A 15,669-nucleotide genomic window follows, 5' to 3' on the forward strand; every position below is an offset into this window, starting at 1 on the left:
CTCTCGCACTCTCACAACTCAATACAGGTCGCGCGAGCGTCCGAGGCGTTTCGTCTCGCTCCGCTCGCTCAACGACCGGCACATCAACGGCAGGATCAGAACCCGCAAGGGGGACACCTCGGGCGGAGGCCCGGGCACCGATCCTGCTCCACACCTCCACAACACTCCAGGAGTTACCGCATGGCACGTCTTGCCGGCGTCGACATCCCGCGCGACAAGCGCGTGGTGATCGCCCTCACGTACATCTACGGCATTGGCCGTACCCGTTCGGTCGAGATTCTCAAGGCCACCGAGATCGACGAGTCGATCCGCGTCAAGGACCTCTCCGACGAGCAGCTCGTCGCCCTCCGCGACTACATCGAAGGCACCTACAAGGTGGAGGGTGACCTCCGCCGCGAGGTCGCCGCCGACATCCGCCGCAAGGTCGAGATCGGCTCCTACGAGGGCATCCGCCACCGTCGTGGCCTGCCGGTCCGCGGTCAGCGCACCAAGACCAACGCGCGCACCCGCAAGGGCCCCAAGCGCACCGTCGCCGGCAAGAAGAAGGCCCGCTAAGCGGCGGCCAGGGAATAGGAGAAAACTTTCATGGCTGCACCTAAGGCCGCCGCGCGCAAGCCGCGCCGCAAGGAGAAGAAGAACATCGCGCTGGGCCAGGCCCACATCAAGTCGACGTTCAATAACACCATCGTCTCGATCACCGACCCGTCCGGCGCCGTCATCGCCTGGGCGTCCTCCGGTGGCGTGGGCTTCAAGGGCTCGCGCAAGTCCACCCCGTACGCCGCCGGCATGGCCGCGGAGTCGGCCGCCCGTCAGGCCGCCGAGCACGGTGTGAAGAAGGTCGACGTCCTCGTCAAGGGTCCGGGCTCCGGTCGCGAGACCGCGATCCGCTCGCTGCAGGCCGCCGGCCTCGAGGTGGGTTCGATCCAGGATGTGACGCCGCAGGCGCACAACGGCTGCCGTCCGCCGAAGCGCCGCCGCGTCTGACGCGTTCTGAGGATCCTCGGATCTCGATCATGTCGAGACCGGGGATCCTCACCCGCGTTTCTTCCACAACTCAAGACCTCACCCACACGTGTCATATAGCGGGCACGTGATCGAAAGGAACACACAGTGCTCATCGCACAGCGTCCCACTCTCACCGAGGAAAAGATCTCCGAGAACCGTAGCCGGTTCGTCATCGAGCCGCTCGAGCCCGGCTTCGGCTACACGATCGGCAACGCGCTGCGTCGCAGCCTGCTCTCCTCGATCCCCGGCGCGGCCGTGACCAGCGTCCGCATCGACGGCGTCCTCCACGAGTTCAGCACCATCCCCGGTGTCAAGGAGGATGTCACCGAGATCATCCTCAACATCAAGCAGCTGGTCGTCTCCTCGGAGCGCGACGAGCCCATCACGGCCTACCTGCGCAAGACCGGCGCCGGCGAGGTCACCGCGGCGGACATCTCCGCTCCGGCCGGTGTCGAGGTGCACAACCCCGAGCTGGTCATCGCGACCCTCAACGAGACCGCCAAGTTCGAGCTCGAGCTCACCATCGAGCGCGGCCGCGGCTACGTCTCCGCGGCGCAGAACCGCAGCGAGTACGCCGAGGCCGGCCAGGTGCCGATCGACTCGATCTACTCGCCCGTGCTCAAGGTCAGCTACCGCGTCGACGCCACGCGCGCCGGCGAGCGCACCGACTTCGACAAGCTCGTGCTGGACGTCGAGACCAAGAACTCGATCGCCCCGCGCGACGCCGTCGCTTCGGCCGGCCGCACGCTGACCGAGCTGTTCGGTCTCGCCCGCGAGCTGAACGTCGAGGCCGAGGGCATCGAGATCGGCCCGGCGCCGGTCGAGGCCGTGCTCTCGAACGAGCTGTCGATGCCGATCGAGGACCTCGATCTGTCGGTCCGCTCGTACAACTGCCTCAAGCGCGAAGGCATCAACACGGTGTCCGAGCTCGTCGCCCTCTCGGAGACGCAGCTCATGAACATCCGCAATTTCGGACAGAAGTCGGTGGACGAGGTGCGCGACAAGCTCGTCTCGCTCGGCCTGTCGCTGAAGGATTCGGTGCCCGGTTTCGACGGCGCCCACTTCTACGGCGGCTCCGAAGACGAGTCCTTCTGATACCCGAACCTTTCCGATCCAGGAGTAAGAACAATGCCTAAGCCCACCAAGGGTCCCCGCCTCGGAGGCGGCCCGGCCCACGAGCGTCTGCTGCTTGCGAACCTCGCCGCCCAGCTGTTCGTTCACAAGTCGATCAAGACCACCGAGACCAAGGCCAAGCGCCTGCGTCCGCTGGCCGAGCGCCTCGTCACCTTCGCCAAGCGCGGCGACCTGCACGCACGCCGTCGCGTGCTGACGGTCCTGCGCAGCAACAAGGAGGCGACGCACATCCTGTTCGCCGAGATCGCGCCGCTCGTCGCCGAGCGTGAGGGCGGCTACACCCGCATCACGAAGGTCGGCAACCGCAAGGGCGACAACGCGCCCATGGCCGTGATCGAGCTCGTGCTCGAGCCCGTCACCCCCAAGGTGAAGAAGGCCGCCGCGAAGCCCGCCAAGGCTGAGAAGGCTGCTCCGGCCGCCGAGGCTCCGGCCGAGGTCGTCGAGGAGGCCGTCGAGGCCCCCGCCGCCGAGGCTGCTGAGGCTCCGGCCGAGGCTGCCGCGGAGGAGAAGGCCGAGTAAGGTCCCTCGCTTCTACGAAGCCCGTCGCCCCCTGTGGGGCGACGGGCTTCGTCGTTCCCCGCGGGCTTCGTCGTTCCCCGCGGGCTTCGTCGTTCCCCGCCGGCGCCCTGCCCGCTCCCGCAACCGACGCCACTTCCGAGTCGTCCCTGTGAGCGCACGCCATAGGGCGCGCTCACAGGGACGACTCGGAATGCAGCTGGGCGTCAGGGAGCGGGGCAGATCACGATGCCGTTGGCGGCGGCGAGGGGGGATCCGGTCGCGCACGTGCCGTAGCCGAGGGTGGGCGTGCGGAGCATCGCGGGGGCGTCGAACAGCCCGAGGTGCGCGCCGGTCAGTACGACGGACGACACCGGCCCGCCCCAGGGCTTCGCCGCGAGCCATTCCACGTCGTTGTCGCGCACCCACTCCGCGAGCGGCGCGACCGCGGCCCGCTGCTGGGCCAGCGTCTCGGCGGGGGTCCGTGTGGCGCGCACGGCGTCTCCGACCGCGCCGCCGGACACCACCGCGGCCAGCGCGAGGGCCGCGGCGACGGCCGTCGCGCGCATGAGGCCGCGCGTGCCCGAGGTCCGGCGCCGACGCCACAGCGCCACCACGGCGCGCACCGCGATCGCGGCGAGGATCGGAGCGAACGCGAACACGCCCACCGCGGGATGGCGCACCCACAGCGGCAGCTGAGCGGCCTGTGACCACCAGCCCACGAAGGCGAGCAGGCCCACGGCGGATCCGAATCCGAGCGCGAGCAGCTGCGGATCCCGTTCCCACCAGCGCGGGCGATGCGGCTGAGGGAGAGCGTCGGCGCCCTGCGGATCCAGCGCGCGCGTGCCTCGTTCGGCATTCCTCCATCGATCGGGCAGTGCCGCCCACACCACCACGACGACAGCCAGCAGGACGGCGATAGCGACGAGCCACCACGGCACGAACCAGGATCCGGCCAGCGTGCCGAGCTTCTGCGGCACGGTGGTCGGCTCGATGTGCTGGCCGCCGCTCAGCAGGAAGCCGCCCAGTGCGCGCACGTGGCGGGCGTAGCCCGTGACACCGAGCGAGACGAGCGCGATCAGCTCCATCAGTACGGTGGGCGCGGCCACGAACGCCAGCGGTACGATCGCGCGGCGCAGAGTCGTGCCGAACCTCTGCCGGAACGGCGCGGCGGGGGTGAGCAGGAACAGCGCGACGGCGAACGCAGGCAGGGCGAGCAGGGCGATGAGCTTCGCCTGCACCGCCAGTCCGAGCAGCAGTCCCGCGAGCCAGGCGCGGCGCGGCAGCACGATCAGCGCCCACACGATGAGCGCGGCCGCGGCGATCTCGCCGAGCAGGTCCGCGGGGCCCTGGATCGGCGAGACGCTGTCGGCCGTGTTGAACGCGAGCGGGAGCGCCACCGCGATGAGCGCGCCGAAGCGGCCGGCGAGACGTCGTCCGAGGACGCCGAGTCCGACGAGCAGCAGCACCCAGTACGCGAGGGGCACGAGACGGGCGCCGACCACAGGGTCCGCACCCAGCGCCAGCACTCCGGCGACCGGCAGCAGCACGACGGGACCGGTGGAGATCCGCGGATCGAACGGCGTCAGGGTCGAGCCCGACAGCGCGCCGTCGCTCGCGTAGCCGAGCCCGGCCACGAGGTTGCGCGGCACGGTGAGGTTGAAGGCCTCGTCCTCCCAGAATCGCAGCACGGTCAGGCTGTGCCACATCACGATCGCGTTCGCGACGATCAGCAGCCCGAGCAGGACCCAGAACGCGATTCCGGAGAGGCGCCGAGTCATGCGGATCCAGGTCCCTCGAACTCGAGCGCCCGCAGCGGCGCTCCGGGGCGCAGTGACCATGTCCAGGCCTCGCGCAGCGCGCTGAGCGCGAAGAGCACGAGCTTCTTGGGCGGCAGCGACGGGCGGGCGACCTTGCCCCACATCGTTCCGGTGCTCGACGCGCCGCGGCGCGGGATGCTGCGCACGCTCAGGTAGCGCACCGCGAACCCGGCCCGCACCTCGGCGAAGGAGAAATGCACGTGCGGCACGAGGGCGTCGGAGGGCACGGCGTTCACGAGGACCTGCAGCGCCTCGGGGCGGTACGCGCGCAGAGGGGTGTTCACGTCGGGGACGCCGCGTCCGACGATGACCGCGGTGAGCAGGCGCACGCCGGCGGTGAGCAGGCGGCGGTACCAGGCATCGGTGCGGGAGTGGCGCACCCCGTGCACGACGTCCGCGCCCGTGCGGCCGAGGGCGCGCACAGCGGACGCGATCTCGGATCCGAGGAACTGCCCGTCGCCGTCGACGTGCACGATCGCATCGGGGGAGAGCGCGAGCCCTCCGCGGTACGCCGCGAGAGCCGTGGGGCCGTGGCCGCGGTTGGCCGGCTGGGTCTGCACGTCGATGTCGTCGATGCCGGACAGGGCCGCGGCCGTGCCGTCGGTGGAGCGGTCATCGGCGACGACGAAGGTCACGCGTTCCGCCAGCGGGGCGACGGCGGTGCGGATCTCATCGATGAAGCCGCCGATGCCCTCGGCCTCGTTGTAGGCCGGCATCACGACGGCCAGATGGGCGTACTGCACTCGAACCTCGAGCCTTCTCATGGAGGGCCCGTGCGGGCCGGGGCGGGACCCGTCGGAGCCACGGCGGCACCGGCGGAGTCTTCGCGGAGGAAGGAGCGGGGATCCGCCCGTTCACGCCAGGCGTCCTGGGCCGCACCGTCCCCCGGGTATTCTAGTAGGGCTATGGATCGCCGCTCCCGGTTGCGCCGTCTGGCGGGAGTCGGCACCCGCTTCCTGATCGTCGGCGGCATCAGCACGCTCATCGAGGTCGGCGCGTTCAACCTCTTCGTCTACGCCTTCGGGTGGGACCTCGTGGTCGGCAAGATCGCCGCGAGCCTCGTCGCACTGGTGAACGCGTACATCGGCAACCGCGAGTGGGCGTTCCGCGGACGGGACCGGCGCGGACGCGTCGCCGAGATCGTGCTCTTCCTCGCCGTGAACCTGGTCTGCACCGGGCTCGGCGCGGGCATCGTCTGGCTCGGCGCCGACGTGGTCGAGGGCATGACCGGCCACGCGCCAGGGCCCGCGATGGTGAACCTGATCAACCTCGGCAGCATCGCGGTCATCGTGCTGGTGCGCTTCGTGCTGTACCACTACATCGTCTTCCGGCACACGCCCAAGCCGGCGCCGGCCACGGCCGACATCTCGCGAGACGCCTGATCCCGCGTGAGACACCACGCCTCGCGCGGTGTCTCACACAGAATGCGGTGACTCACGGATCCGGATCGCAGAACCGAGTCCCCTCCGGTCAGGCGCGGGCGCGGAGGTCCTTGCGCAGGATCTTCCCCGAGCTGGACTTCGGGATCACGTCGATGAACTCCACCAGGCGCACCTTCTCGTGCGGGGCGACGTGAGCGGCGACGTGCGCCTTCACGCCCTCCGCGTCGAGCTCCGCGCCCTGCTGCAGCACCACGAACGCCTTCGGAACCTCCTGGCCGTCCTCGTCCGAGACGCCGATCACGGCGGCGTCGGCGATCGCGGGGTGCTCGAGCAGCACGGCCTCCAGCACGGCGGGCGCGACCTGATAGCCCTTGTACTTGATCAGCTCCTTCAGGCGGTCCACGATCCGGAACACCCCGCCCGCCGTCACGGTCGCGACGTCGCCGGTGTGCAGCCAGCCGTCCGCGTCCAGCATGTCGGCGGTGGCGTCGGGGCGGTTGAGATACCCCTTCATGACCTGCGGTCCGCGGATGAGCAGCTCTCCGGGCTCGCTCGCGCCGTCGGCAGGGACGACGACATCGGATCCGTCCTCGGCGAGCAGGCGGGCCTCGGTGTTCGGGATCAGCAGCCCGACCGAGGAGAGGTCGATGTCGTCGCGCTCGACCGGGATCGTGTGCGTGACGGGGCTGGTCTCGGTCATGCCGTAGCCCTGCCGCACGATGCAGTCCAGGCGCTCCGCGACCGCGTGCGCGAGGGCGCCGTCGAGCGGCGCCGCACCGGAGAACACGACCTTGACCGCGCTCATGTCGTACTGCGCGACGAGCGGATGCTTGGCGAGCGCGACGGCGATCGGCGGTGCGATGAAGAGCCAGCTCGTGCGCTGCTCCGCGATGATGCGCAGGAACTCGACCAGATCGAACCTCGGCATCGTGACGAGCGTGGCGCGCAGCCGCACCGCGAGGTTGAGCAGCACGGTCATGCCGTAGATGTGGAAGAACGGCAGCACGGCGAGGATCCGGTCCTCGTCGCTGAGATCGATCGAGACCGTGCTCTGCGCGACGTTCGCGACGAGGTTGCGGTGCGTGAGCATCACGCCCTTGGGGCGCCCCGTCGTGCCGGAGGAGTAGGGGAGCACCGCGACGTGCGTGGCGGGGTCGAACGTGATCGCCGGGGCGTGGTGCCCTTCGGAGAGCAGATCGCGCAGTGAGGGGTGCCCCTCGGCGCCGTCCAGGACGATGAGCTGGTCGGCGGGCAGGCCCAGCTGGGCGGCGGCGGCCTCCGCCTGCGGCAGCAGCGGGCTGACCGTGATCAGCCAGAAGGCGGAGGCGTCGCGCAGCTGGTTCGCGATCTCGTCCGCGGTGTAGAGCGCGTTGATCGTGGTCGCGGTGGCGCCGGAGCGCAGGATCCCGTGGAACACGGTCGCGAACGCCGGGACGTTGGGGCAGAGGAGCCCGACCGCGTCGCCGACGCCGATGCCGCGCGCGGCGAGCGCCCCCGCGAAGAGGTCGATCTGTCCGATCAGCTGGCGGTAGGTGGTCTCGGAGCCGGACATGCCGTCGACCAGCGCGACCCGGTCGAGGTCGTGCTCCGAGATGTCGCCGAAGAGGTACTCGTGGATCGGGACCGCGGGGATCTCGATCTCGGGGTGGAGGCTGCTGACCATGGGATCTCCTTCGATCTCGGTCGCGTGCGGTCGGGCGCCGCGCCGCTTGCGATTCAGTGTCGCATGAAACGGCACTGGGTGTCAGGGCTGGTTTCGAGGTCGGCCCGGACCCTCGCGGCCCGGGGAAGCGGATCCCCGGGTGGTCGCCGGCACGGCCCCGGCGGCACACCGCGGATGGCCCCGGGTACCCTGGATCCGTGCGCATCCGTCTCGACATCGCCTATGACGGCACCCACTTCCGGGGCTGGGCGAAGCAACCGGGGCTGCGCACCGTGCAGGGCACGATCGAGCAGGCGCTCGCCCGGATCGTCGGGCCGTCGGCCGGTGACGACACGACGGATGGATCCGATCCGCGCCTCGTCGTCGCCGGGCGCACCGACGCGGGAGTGCACGCGACGGGGCAGGTCGCGCACGTCGATCTCGACGAGCAGCAGTGGGCCCGCGTCATCGCCCGCAACGGGCGGGCGGCGTCGGATCCGGCCGGTTCGCTCGCGTCGCGGATCCGCGGAGTGCTCGGCCAGTATCCCGATGTCACGGTCTCGCGCACCTCGTCGGCGCCGGAGGGCTTCGACGCCCGGTTCTCGGCGGTGTGGCGCCGCTACCGCTACCGCCTCGCCGATGCGCAGGCCGGCTACGACCCGCTGCTGCGGCACGACACCACCACCATCCGAGGATCCCTCGACGAGGCCGCCATGGACGCCGCGGCGCAGACCCTCATCGGCCTGCACGACTTCGCGGCCTATTGCAAACCGCGGGAAGAGGCCACCACGATCCGCACGCTGCTGGACTACCGGTGGACGCGCGACGCGACCGGCGTGCTCGTGGCCGAGGTGAAGGCCGACGCGTTCTGCCACAGCATGGTGCGCGCCCTCGTCGGCGCGTGCGCGGCGGTGGGGGAGGGACGTCTCGAGGTGGCCGACCTCGCCCGCCTGCGCGATGAACTCACCCGGACGAGCGCGTTCAAGGTGGTGGCGGCGCGCGGGCTGACGCTCACCGAGGTGGGGTACCCCGCCGACGAGCTGCTCGCCGTCCGCGCCGAGCAGACCCGCAACCGCCGCGATCGCGAGGATTGAGGGAGTCCGGGAGTCCGGGAGTCCGGGATCCCGGGATGGCGCGGCGGCCCCCGATCCTCCCCGGTTCGAGGGCCGCTGCCGTCCCCTGGTTCCGGCTCCGGCGTGGAAGGAGCGGATCGGCCTCCCCAGCACCGACCTCCGACACTCCTCGGGTCCCACGCGCGTGAACCGTATGCTGAATCTACGTGCTGGCTCTTCACAGGCGACGAGGGGGACTGTGATGGCGGATCCCGAGGCCAGGGCACAGGATTTCGCCCTCGCATTGCGGCGGGCCATCGCGGACAGCGGCCTGACCCTGAGCGGTACGCACCAGCGTCTCCTCGCGAACGGCAATCGCGTCTCGCTGACCACCCTCAGTTACTGGCGTTCCGGTGACAGGCTTCCGGAAGGCGCTGCCTCCCTGAGCGCCGTGGAAGATCTGGAGCGGATCCTCCGAGTCGACCGGGGATCGCTGACGGACCGGATCCCGCCGGCCGCGCGACTCGGGACCCTTGCCGCCCCGCGCGTGCCCTTCGACGAGGAGCGCGAGCGCCGCGAGACGGAGGAGACGCTGGCGGCATTGGACGCCGCTCCGCAGCTCGCGATCCGCGATCTCTCCACGCATATGACCGTCTACACCGGGCCCGACGGCGCGGTGGAGCGCACGGAGTTCCAGTGCGTGATCCAGGTCACGCGCGGGATCGTGTCGGAGGTCCCGCTGATCGACGTCGCGCCGGAGGAGACAGACACGATGAGCGAGATCCTCGAGGTCGTGGGCGGCCGGCTCGACCGGGAGTATCAGCACCCCGGGCGGCTGCTCTCGGGGATCGTCATCGCGCTGGACGAGCCGGTCGCGGCCGGCGAGACCTTCACCCTCGACTTCGCCGAGCGCTTGCCGCCCGGCTATCCGGCACGCCGAAGCGCCTGGCATGCGACGGCGAGGCGCGCGAAGGAGACCGTCATCCGGGTCATCTTCCCTGAAGGGGCGGAGCCGGACTGGTGCGAGGAATACGTCGAGACCGAGTCCGGCGAGGAGTACTCGGGCCCTGCCGCGCTCCGCGGTTGCATCGCCCACACCGTCCGGCACGGCTTCGGACCCGGTGTGCTCGGGCTGCGCTGGGGCGGCGCGACGCAGATCGGCAGGACGCCGGCAGACCCTAACACCTGGTGAATACCGTGCGCTCGCCCAGGGTAGGAGGAGAGCGCGCGAGTAGCGTGGGAGGGTGCGGATCATCTCCTACAACCTGCGCAAGCACCGGGCGGCGCATGAGCTCGACGACCTCGTCGACGCGCATGACCCCGACGTGCTGTGCCTGCAGGAGGGGGACACCGCCTCCCTGCCGGAGCGCGCCGGAGGCCTGGTGCTCGCCCACACGACGCAGCGCAACCGGCTGGGGCTCGCCATCTACTACCGCTCCAGCGGGTTCCGCCTCGTCGACATGGCGGCGGTCTCGGTCAAGAAGTCGCTGCACGATCACGTGCTCCGCCCCGCCCACGAGCGCCTCCTCGGCGTGCGCCTGCGCGACATCGACGCGGGACGCGATTTCCTCGTCGCGTCGCTGCACGCGGCACCGCTGACCGCGCGCAACGCGCTGCGACGGGATCAGATCCGCGCGGCATTGTCCGAGCTCTCCGAGCTCGGCTGGGGCCTGCCGCAGCTCATCGTCGGCGACTTCAACTACCCGGTGTTCAAGGAGCGGCTCAGCGAGCACATGCGCGATGTCGGCTACGAGCTGGTCATGAGCGACCAGCACACCTACACGCGCTACCGGGTCTTCCGCGGGTTCTACGACTTCGCCGCCGCGTCCGGGTTCATCGTCGAGTCCGTGCGCACCCTGCCGCAGGGGGAGTCGGACCACCTGCCGATCCTGGTCACGGCGACGCCGAAGTAGCCCGCCCCGCAGGTCTCCCGCACGGCGCGATCATCGCGCCGTGCGCCGATCGTTCATCCGCAGGTCACCCTGCGGTCGCCTCGAGGCCGCAAACGCGAGAGGGGGCCGCGGTGGACTCGCCTCATGCGGATGTCTGTGATCGGCTGCGGGTATCTCGGGGCCGTGCACGCGGCGGCCATGGCGTCGATCGGCCACGAGGTGGTGGGCATCGACACGGATCGGGGCAAGATCGCCGCGCTCGCCGAGGGGCGTGCGCCGTTCTTCGAGCCGGGGCTGGACGAGCTGCTGGCGAGCGGCGTCGAGAGCGGGCGCCTGACCTTCTCCTCCGACATCGCTCAGGCGCGCGGCGCGCAGGTGCACTTCCTCGCCGTGGGCACCCCGCAGCAGGCGGACTCGTCCGCCGCCGACCTGCGCTTCGTGCATGCGGCGATCGACGCGCTGCTCCCGCAGCTGCGCCCCGGCGATGTGGTGGCAGGCAAGTCGACCGTGCCCGTCGGCACCGCCGCTGCGCTCGCCGCCGCCGTGGCTGGTACCGGTGCGGCCCTGGTCTGGAACCCGGAGTTCCTCCGCGAGGGCTGGGCGGTGCACGACACGCTCCGCCCCGACCGTCTCGTGGTGGGCGCTGCCGCGGATGACGCCGGTGCGCGCGCGACGGATGTGCTGCGAGACGCCTACGCCGACGCGATCGCCGCCGGCAGCCCGTTCCTCGCGACCGACCTCGCCACGGCCGAGCTCGTGAAGGGCGCGGCGAATGCGTTCCTCGCCACGAAGATCTCGTTCATCAACGCGATGGCCGAGATCGCCGAGGCCTCCGGGGCCGACGTCACCCTGCTGGCGGACGCGATCGGCCATGACGAGCGGATCGGCCGGCGCTTCCTCGGCGCGGGGATCGGGTTCGGCGGCGGCTGCCTGCCCAAGGACATCAGGGCGTTCACCGCGCGGGCGGAGGAGCTGGGCCGTGGGGCGTCCGTGGGGTTCCTCCGCGAGGTCGACGCGATCAACCTGCGCCGCCGCGAGCACGCGGTGCGGCTCGTCGTCGACGCGTTCGGCGGCAACGTCGTGGGACGGCGGATCACGATGCTCGGGGCCGCGTTCAAGCCGCACAGCGACGACGTGCGCGACTCTCCGGCGCTCGAGGTCGCGACCCGTCTGCGCGGCCTCGGCGCGAAGGTGACGGTGACGGATCCGGAGGCGATCCCGAACGCGAAGCGCCTGCATCCGCAGCTCAAGTACAAGGCCGACCGAGATGAGGCGATCCGCAGGGCCGAGGCCCTCGTGCTGGTCACCGAATGGGATCTGTACCGTCGCGAGCTGGATCCCGCGCACGCCGCGACCCTGGCGGCGGGGCGCATCATCGTCGACGGACGCAACTGCCTGGACCCTGCCGCGTGGCGCGCGGCGGGCTGGACCTACCTCGGGATGGGGCGGCCGTAGCGCCCGCCGAGCGAGCACGCCACGCATCCCGGGGATCGGCAGGCGACACGACCCGGGGGCCCACCGCTTTGTCGATAGAGTCGAGTACCGCATCGACGTGGGAAGGGGGCGAGATGCCGGATGACGAGCTGCCCGGGGACGGGCACGGCGCCGCAGAGGCTGCGGGCGTCGATCCTCTGCAGCCCGAAGACGGGCGCGACTTCGATCTCTCCTCGCTGTTCCCGCACGAGCACCAAGAGATCGCGGATGCGGACCGGCACGACGACGTGGGCACCCTGTTCGCGGATCCGACTCCGACGCCCTCGCGTCCTGCGACGATCCCGGGGCCGATCGACGACGACCTGCGGCTGACTCCCGCGACTGTTCTCATCGACACGGCCGAGGGCCACCTGTTCGACGAGGCCGCGACCGAGGCGCACCCGTACACGCACGCGTTCCCCGCTCCCGTACCGGCCAGGCCCGAACCGCAGCACGCCCAGTCCTACGGCTTCGCGCGACCGCAGCTGATCGCGATGGCCATCGGGCTCGTGATCACCGCCGGCGGAGCCGGATGGGCGCTCGCATCGCCGGTCGCCTCCGCACCGGTGGCCGTGCAGGCGTCCCCGACCGCGACGGTCGACCCCGACCGCGTGGCGAAGGTCGACGGATCGGTGGAGGCGCTCGCCGCCGCGGTCGCGACCGCGCGGGCGAGTGCGGATTCGTTCGCGGCGCCGTTGGCGGCGATGGCCGGATCCAGCGATGAGTCGGCCCGCGTCGCTGCGGATGCCGCGCGCCAGGCGTACGTCGCCGCGCTCGCCGCGGTGAAGGTGCCCAAGCCCGCAGGCAAGAACGCCACCAACACGTCGCTGGATCAACTCGAGCGCGACGTCGCCGCGGCGAACGCGTCGCTCACGGCAGCGAGCACGGGCTTCCGCAGTGCGATCACCACCTTCCGGCAGTCCCTCCCGGCGTTCGCCGCGACAGCTGTCGCCGACAACGTCGACGCGGCGGAGCCGTTCCGCACCGCGGTCACCGATGCCGCGGCAGCCGCGGCCGCCGCGGATCCGTTCGGTCCGACTCCCTTCGCGGCGATGGACGCCTGGCGGAACGCGCTCGCCGCGCTCATCGCCGACCAGGCGCGCGCTGTCGCCGAGGCGGGTTCGCGCGGATCCGGCGGGTCGGGCGGAACCGGCGGCAACGGGGAAACCTCGGGCGGCACCACGACGGAGCCGACCGCGACGACGCCTCCCGAACCGGAGACGTCGACGCCGCCGACCACCCCGACCGATACCGGGACCACTCCGCCGCTTCCGGTGGATCCTCCGCCGACGTCCTAGGCCGTGCGGGAGCGCCCGACGGGCTTCTACTTCTTCCCCGGAACGCATCCCGGCGTGTCGATCGTGACGGGCGTCGGCTTGACCATCGGCGTATGGCGGACTTCGAGCGGACCGTAGGATCCGGCCGGCGCGCTGAACGTGGCCACGATGGTCGCGGTCTGCCCCGGCGACGTGTTCACGTTCACCTTGACCGCCGTGCGACCCAGGTGCGGCTGCCCCGACGCTGCGACGGGCTGGCCATCGATCGTCACGCTGGTCAGGGTGGATCCGACCGGTCCGTACAGGTATAGGTCGGTCGAGACATCGCCCTTGGGGAAGTAGTGTCCGGGGGAGATGTACGACGGCAGATTCGGAACCGCCGCCGGATCCAGCGTGTTCTGCATCGTGACCGTGGTCGTGAACATCGGCGCCACGCCCTTCTGGCATTGGGTGCTCGACGCGGCGGTGCCCATCTGCATGTAGTAGTCGAGCTTGCCCTCGGTCACGTCGTCGAGGTATGCGCCGAGGGCGGTGGTCTTGTGATTGTCTGTCGGCAGGTTGCCGCCGACGGGCGTGCCGGCCAGCAGGTCCGCCTGCGCCTTGTCGCTGGGGGAGTACATCAGGCGCCCCTCGTTCGAGGCCTGAACCAGCGCCGTCAGCAGCGCCCGGGGGTCGGCATGCGTGGTGAGCAGCGCATCGAAGACGCTCTTGGCCGCCGCGGCGAAGAACTGGTCCTGCACGGCGGGATCCGGATACTTCGCATAGACCTCGTTGAGCAGCAGCGGCACGGCGCTGTCGGCGGTGAGGGTCTCGCCGAACGGCGCGGGCATCGTCACCGGCCCGATCGCGCGCAGAAGGTAGCTGAGCGCGACCGGATCGAACGACGCGACGGCGTCGATCGGGGTGCCGAACGACTCGGCCCAGTAGGCCCGCACGATCTGCGCCGTCTCACTGAAGTCGGGGGAGAGGGTGGAGTCCTGGATGTAGCGCCCGATCTTCGTGCCGTACAGGGCCTCGGTCTCGGGATCGAGCGGGATGATCGGATCCGTGCGCCCGTTGTGGAAGTCCTGCGACCCCGCCTGCTGCGTCATCGAGATCTCGCCGTTCTCGGCGGTCAGCATCGCGATCGCGGCGGGGTTGCCGCCCGTGCCGCGGGACTCCGCGTTGTTCTGGAAGATCAGCAGGTAGTGCTGCGGTCCATCGGCGCCGAGGGCCTTGGGCAGGATCGTCAGAGCATTGTGGATGGGAGTCACCGTCGGCTCGATCTTCGCCATGGCGGCGTCGAGCTTGGCCACGCCCGAGGCAACCTGGTCGATCAGTGCGGAGCGGTCGAGCTTGTCGAGGCTCGTGCGGATCCGGGTGACGCTCGCGTTCGCGGTCTCGATCGTGGCGGCCAGCTTCTCGAGGTTGGCCACGTCGATCGCGCCGTCCTTCGGCATCAGCGCCTTCAGATCGATCGCCGTGAGCGGCGTGATCGCGTGGGCGACGAGGTCGTTGACGGATCCGGCGACCACCCGCGCCGCGACGAGATTCGGCCCCGCCACCGGCACCCATTCCGCGCTCTTCCACAGCTGGCCCGTGGTCTCCTTCTCGGCGGAAGCGGTCAGCTGCGAGATCTGCGCGATCGTGGCTTTGGCTCCCGCAGCGTTGCCGTCGATCATCTGCTGCTGGACCGTGTCGACGAGCGGGATCGCCTTCTCGAGGTCGGCCTTGGCCGCCATGGCGTGCCCGTACAGTTGCTTCGCGGCGAGGAAGCCTGCGATGGCGATGCCGATCATCACCAGCAGGATCACGATCGGTACCCAGAACCGGGCGCTCTTCATCAGCGGGCGACGGTACCGGTGCGGATGCTCTCCTGATGCGTTCGGATGCCCGGAACCGCTCTCGAGGGACGCGAGGACGTCGTCCGCCTCGGGTGCGGATGCTGCCTTGGCACGATGCTCATCGTGCGCGTTGCGGGCGTGCATGGCTCGTCTCGGACGCGAGCTACGGCACCACGGGTCGGGTGTTCATGTCGCCATTGTGATACTCGCGCGAGCCCACCGCTACTGGCAAAGGATGCGGTTCGCGCCGCGGCTTTTTTCGGCAGAAGGGCGCGCGGGGCTACTCGACGGTCGTCGAGACCTTCGTCGTCGCCAGACCACCGTCGCGGAGAGTTGCCAGCAGGTCGATCACGTCGGCGCGGATCTCATCGACGCCGACCTCGAAAGCCATGGCGATGTTCCTCAGGAGATGCTCTGTGTCGATCGGACCGTTCGCATCCAACTCGTCCCAGACGAACGCCGCCGTTCCGAGGAGGGCGGTGGGGTGGGCGGTCTCCGACTCGAGGTCGAGCGCCACGATTCCGTCCGAGTTCGCGGTCCAGGCCACGGCATCGGCGATGCGCCATTGCTGTGTCTCACTGTGACCCATAGGGCCAGCCTAGCGAGACGCCGCAGCGGCGCGGGCGGGGCGGCGTATTCGCTTGGGCCTTGGCTCACGGATCTGCCTGGTTCTC

At 70.5% G+C, this 15,669-nt stretch carries 15 protein-coding genes; 10 read left to right on the plus strand and 5 right to left on the minus strand.

From position 1 onward, the window contains the following. The first annotated feature begins 180 nt into the window (after nucleotides 1–180). From rpsM to rplQ, 4 genes are all read left to right on the plus strand, one after another. Nucleotides 181–555: a 30S ribosomal protein S13 gene (gene rpsM, locus CQ044_RS00290; protein WP_105686046.1), complete on the plus strand. Its 375-nt coding sequence runs from the start codon at nucleotides 181–183 to the stop codon at nucleotides 553–555. A gap of 30 nt (nucleotides 556–585) precedes the next feature. Beyond that, complete coding sequence (gene rpsK / locus CQ044_RS00295) at nucleotides 586–984, plus strand: 30S ribosomal protein S11 (protein WP_017829189.1); 399 nt, start codon at nucleotides 586–588, stop codon at nucleotides 982–984. Nucleotides 985–1,110: 126 nt separating this feature from the next. Beyond that, complete coding sequence (locus CQ044_RS00300) at nucleotides 1,111–2,100, plus strand: DNA-directed RNA polymerase subunit alpha (protein WP_105686048.1); 990 nt, start codon at nucleotides 1,111–1,113, stop codon at nucleotides 2,098–2,100. Between the two features lie 33 nt (nucleotides 2,101–2,133). Then, complete coding sequence (gene rplQ / locus CQ044_RS00305) at nucleotides 2,134–2,658, plus strand: 50S ribosomal protein L17 (RefSeq protein WP_105686049.1); 525 nt, start codon at nucleotides 2,134–2,136, stop codon at nucleotides 2,656–2,658. A 203-nt stretch (nucleotides 2,659–2,861) separates the two neighbouring features. On the opposite strand, the gene CQ044_RS00310 is transcribed toward rplQ, so the two are convergent. Both CQ044_RS00310 and CQ044_RS00315 read right to left on the minus strand, forming a co-directional pair. After that, nucleotides 2,862–4,415, minus strand: coding sequence for a hypothetical protein (locus CQ044_RS00310; protein ID WP_105686050.1), 1,554 nt, complete (start codon nucleotides 4,413–4,415; stop codon nucleotides 2,862–2,864). After that, entirely contained in the window at nucleotides 4,412–5,218 is an 807-nt protein-coding gene (locus CQ044_RS00315; protein ID WP_105686052.1) for a glycosyltransferase family 2 protein, read from the minus strand. Before CQ044_RS00315 ends, CQ044_RS00310 begins: the two co-directional genes overlap by 4 nt. A 141-nt stretch (nucleotides 5,219–5,359) precedes the next feature. On the opposite strand from CQ044_RS00315, the gene CQ044_RS00320 reads away from it, so the two are divergent. Further along, a complete protein-coding gene (locus CQ044_RS00320; protein ID WP_181158126.1) occupies nucleotides 5,360–5,836 on the plus strand; it encodes a GtrA family protein in 477 nt (158 codons plus the stop codon). A gap of 88 nt (nucleotides 5,837–5,924) precedes the next feature. Here CQ044_RS00320 and CQ044_RS00325 read toward each other — a convergent pair whose 3' ends face one another. Next, nucleotides 5,925–7,499: an AMP-binding protein gene (locus CQ044_RS00325; protein ID WP_105686055.1), complete on the minus strand. Its 1,575-nt coding sequence runs from the start codon at nucleotides 7,497–7,499 to the stop codon at nucleotides 5,925–5,927. A 197-nt stretch (nucleotides 7,500–7,696) separates the two neighbouring features. Between CQ044_RS00325 and truA the strand changes: the two genes are divergently transcribed. The 5 genes from truA (at nucleotide 7,697) to CQ044_RS00350 (ending at nucleotide 13,193) form a co-directional block, all read left to right on the plus strand. Next, the gene (gene truA / locus CQ044_RS00330) at nucleotides 7,697–8,572 is read left to right on the plus strand and encodes a tRNA pseudouridine(38-40) synthase TruA (protein ID WP_105686056.1); all 876 of its coding nucleotides are present in this window, start codon (nucleotides 7,697–7,699) and stop codon (nucleotides 8,570–8,572) included. Between the two features lie 220 nt (nucleotides 8,573–8,792). Further along, on the plus strand, nucleotides 8,793–9,722 hold the full coding sequence (locus CQ044_RS00335; RefSeq protein WP_105686057.1) for a hypothetical protein: 930 nt from the start codon (nucleotides 8,793–8,795) through the stop codon (nucleotides 9,720–9,722). 52 nt (nucleotides 9,723–9,774) lie between these two features. Beyond that, nucleotides 9,775–10,443 (plus strand): endonuclease/exonuclease/phosphatase family protein, encoded by a 669-nt coding sequence (locus CQ044_RS00340; protein WP_045271067.1) that lies wholly within the window; start codon nucleotides 9,775–9,777, stop codon nucleotides 10,441–10,443. Between the two features lie 123 nt (nucleotides 10,444–10,566). Next, nucleotides 10,567–11,877 (plus strand): UDP-glucose/GDP-mannose dehydrogenase family protein, encoded by a 1,311-nt coding sequence (locus tag CQ044_RS00345; protein WP_105686059.1) that lies wholly within the window; start codon nucleotides 10,567–10,569, stop codon nucleotides 11,875–11,877. A 113-nt stretch (nucleotides 11,878–11,990) separates the two neighbouring features. After that, entirely contained in the window at nucleotides 11,991–13,193 is a 1,203-nt protein-coding gene (locus tag CQ044_RS00350) for a hypothetical protein (protein ID WP_105686060.1), read from the plus strand. 26 nt (nucleotides 13,194–13,219) lie between these two features. Here CQ044_RS00350 and CQ044_RS00355 read toward each other — a convergent pair whose 3' ends face one another. Together CQ044_RS00355 and CQ044_RS00360 are read right to left on the minus strand one after the other, a co-directional pair. Beyond that, complete coding sequence (locus CQ044_RS00355; RefSeq protein ID WP_105686062.1) at nucleotides 13,220–15,139, minus strand: DUF4012 domain-containing protein; 1,920 nt, start codon at nucleotides 15,137–15,139, stop codon at nucleotides 13,220–13,222. A 136-nt stretch (nucleotides 15,140–15,275) separates the two neighbouring features. Then, nucleotides 15,276–15,584, minus strand: coding sequence for a PqqD family protein (locus tag CQ044_RS00360; protein WP_105686063.1), 309 nt, complete (start codon nucleotides 15,582–15,584; stop codon nucleotides 15,276–15,278). Between the last annotated feature and the right edge of the window lie 85 nt (nucleotides 15,585–15,669).

The sequence above is a fragment of the Microbacterium sp. MYb64 genome (genome assembly GCF_002979495.1).
GTDB lineage: Bacteria > Actinomycetota > Actinomycetes > Actinomycetales > Microbacteriaceae > Microbacterium > Microbacterium azadirachtae_A.